Here is a 1,517-nt window from a genome sequence, read left to right as displayed (position 1 = left end):
GAGCCGGGCCGGCGCTCCGGGACCGGGCCGTTCGCGGACGGCGAACGCGGCGGGGCCGCGGCCGCCCGCCTCATCCGTTCGGCGGAACGGCCGTAAACGAATGCGAGGATGTGGCCTGCCGCGCCCGCCGCGCGGCGCGGTCGCGTCAGAAAGGTCCCGTTCATGGCCATCGAGGTCGGCACCCAGGCTCCGGACTTCGAGCTCCGCAACCAGCACGGCGAGTCCGTCCGGCTCTCCGACTTCCGCGGCCGGAAGAACGTCGTCCTGGTCTTCTACCCGTTCGCCTTCACCGGCGTCTGCACCGGCGAGCTGGGTGCGATCCAGCGGGAGCTGGCGGGCCTGCAGAACGACACCGCGCAGGTGCTCGGCCTCTCCTGCGACTCGCAGTTCTCCCAGCGGGTCTTCGCCGACCGGGAGGGCCTGGAGTTCCCGCTGCTGGCCGACTTCTGGCCGCACGGCGAGGTCGCCCGTGCGTACGGGGTCCTCGACGAGGAGCGGGGCTGCCCGCTGCGCGGCACCTTCGTGGTCGACACCGCCGGCGCGGTGCGCTGGAGCGTCGTCAACGGCCTCCCGGACGCCCGGGACGAGCAGGAGTACCTGAAGGTGCTCGCGGCGCTCTGAGGCCCCCGCCCGGGCCCCGTCCGGGGTCTCGGGCGCGCCCCGGGAGCGCCCGCCGGGCCCCCTCGGCGCCCGCCGGCCGGGTGCCGTGGGGCCGTGTCCGGCCTGATCAGGGGTGCGGGCGGGAACCCCGTACTACGCTCGGGCCGTTGGCGGGGTGGGAAGCGGGAGCCGGTACGGCCTCCCGCCGCCCCGGACCGCACCACCGGGGGCACCACTGGACGTGCCTCCCGATTCTTGGAGGACTAGTGGGAGTCAGCCTCAGCAAGGGCGGCAACGTCTCGCTCACCAAGGAGGCACCGGGCCTCACGGCCGTGGTCGTCGGCCTGGGCTGGGACGTTCGGACCACCACCGGTGCGGACTTCGACCTGGACGCCAGCGCACTGCTGTGCAACGCCCAGGGCAAGGTCGCCTCGGACGGCAACTTCGTGTTCTTCAACAACCTGAAGAGCCCGGACGGCTCGGTCGAGCACACCGGTGACAACCTGACCGGCGAGGGCGAGGGCGACGACGAGGCGATCAAGGTCAACCTGGCCGGCGTCCCGGCGGACGTGGAGAAGATCGTCTTCCCGGTGTCGATCTACGACGCCGAGACCCGCAGCCAGAACTTCGGCCAGGTGCGCAACGCGTTCATCCGCGTGGTGAACCAGGCCGACAACTCGGAGCTGGCCCGCTACGACCTCTCCGAGGACGCCTCCACCGAGACCGCGATGGTCTTCGGCGAGCTGTACCGCAACGGCAGCGAGTGGAAGTTCCGCGCCATCGGCCAGGGCTACGCCTCCGGCCTGCGCGGCATCGCGCAGGACTTCGGCGTCAACGTCTGAGCCGTCGCCGGCGCCCTGCGGCGCGGGCTGCGCGCCGTTCTCCCGGGGCGGCCCCGGACCTCCGTGGTCCGGGGC

The 1,517-nt window shown here is 72.9% G+C and carries 2 protein-coding genes; both read left to right on the top strand.

The genetic code is table 11. The features are described 5' to 3' along the window. The first annotated feature begins 162 nt into the window (after positions 1-162). Positions 163-621 carry a peroxiredoxin gene (locus tag ACFU6K_RS38750; protein WP_380671326.1) on the top strand — a complete coding sequence of 153 codons (459 nt, stop codon included), beginning with the start codon at positions 163-165 and terminating at the stop codon, positions 619-621. A gap of 245 nt (positions 622-866) precedes the next feature. Then, positions 867-1,442, top strand: coding sequence for a TerD family protein (locus ACFU6K_RS38745; protein ID WP_074000774.1), 576 nt, complete (start codon positions 867-869; stop codon positions 1,440-1,442). Positions 1,443-1,517 lie beyond the last annotated feature (75 nt).

The organism is Kitasatospora sp. NPDC057512 (assembly GCF_042802135.1).
Taxonomy (GTDB): Bacteria; Actinomycetota; Actinomycetes; order Streptomycetales; family Streptomycetaceae; genus Kitasatospora.
The sequence above is the reverse complement of the archived record's forward strand: the minus strand, read 5'-3'. Positions and strand labels throughout refer to the sequence as shown.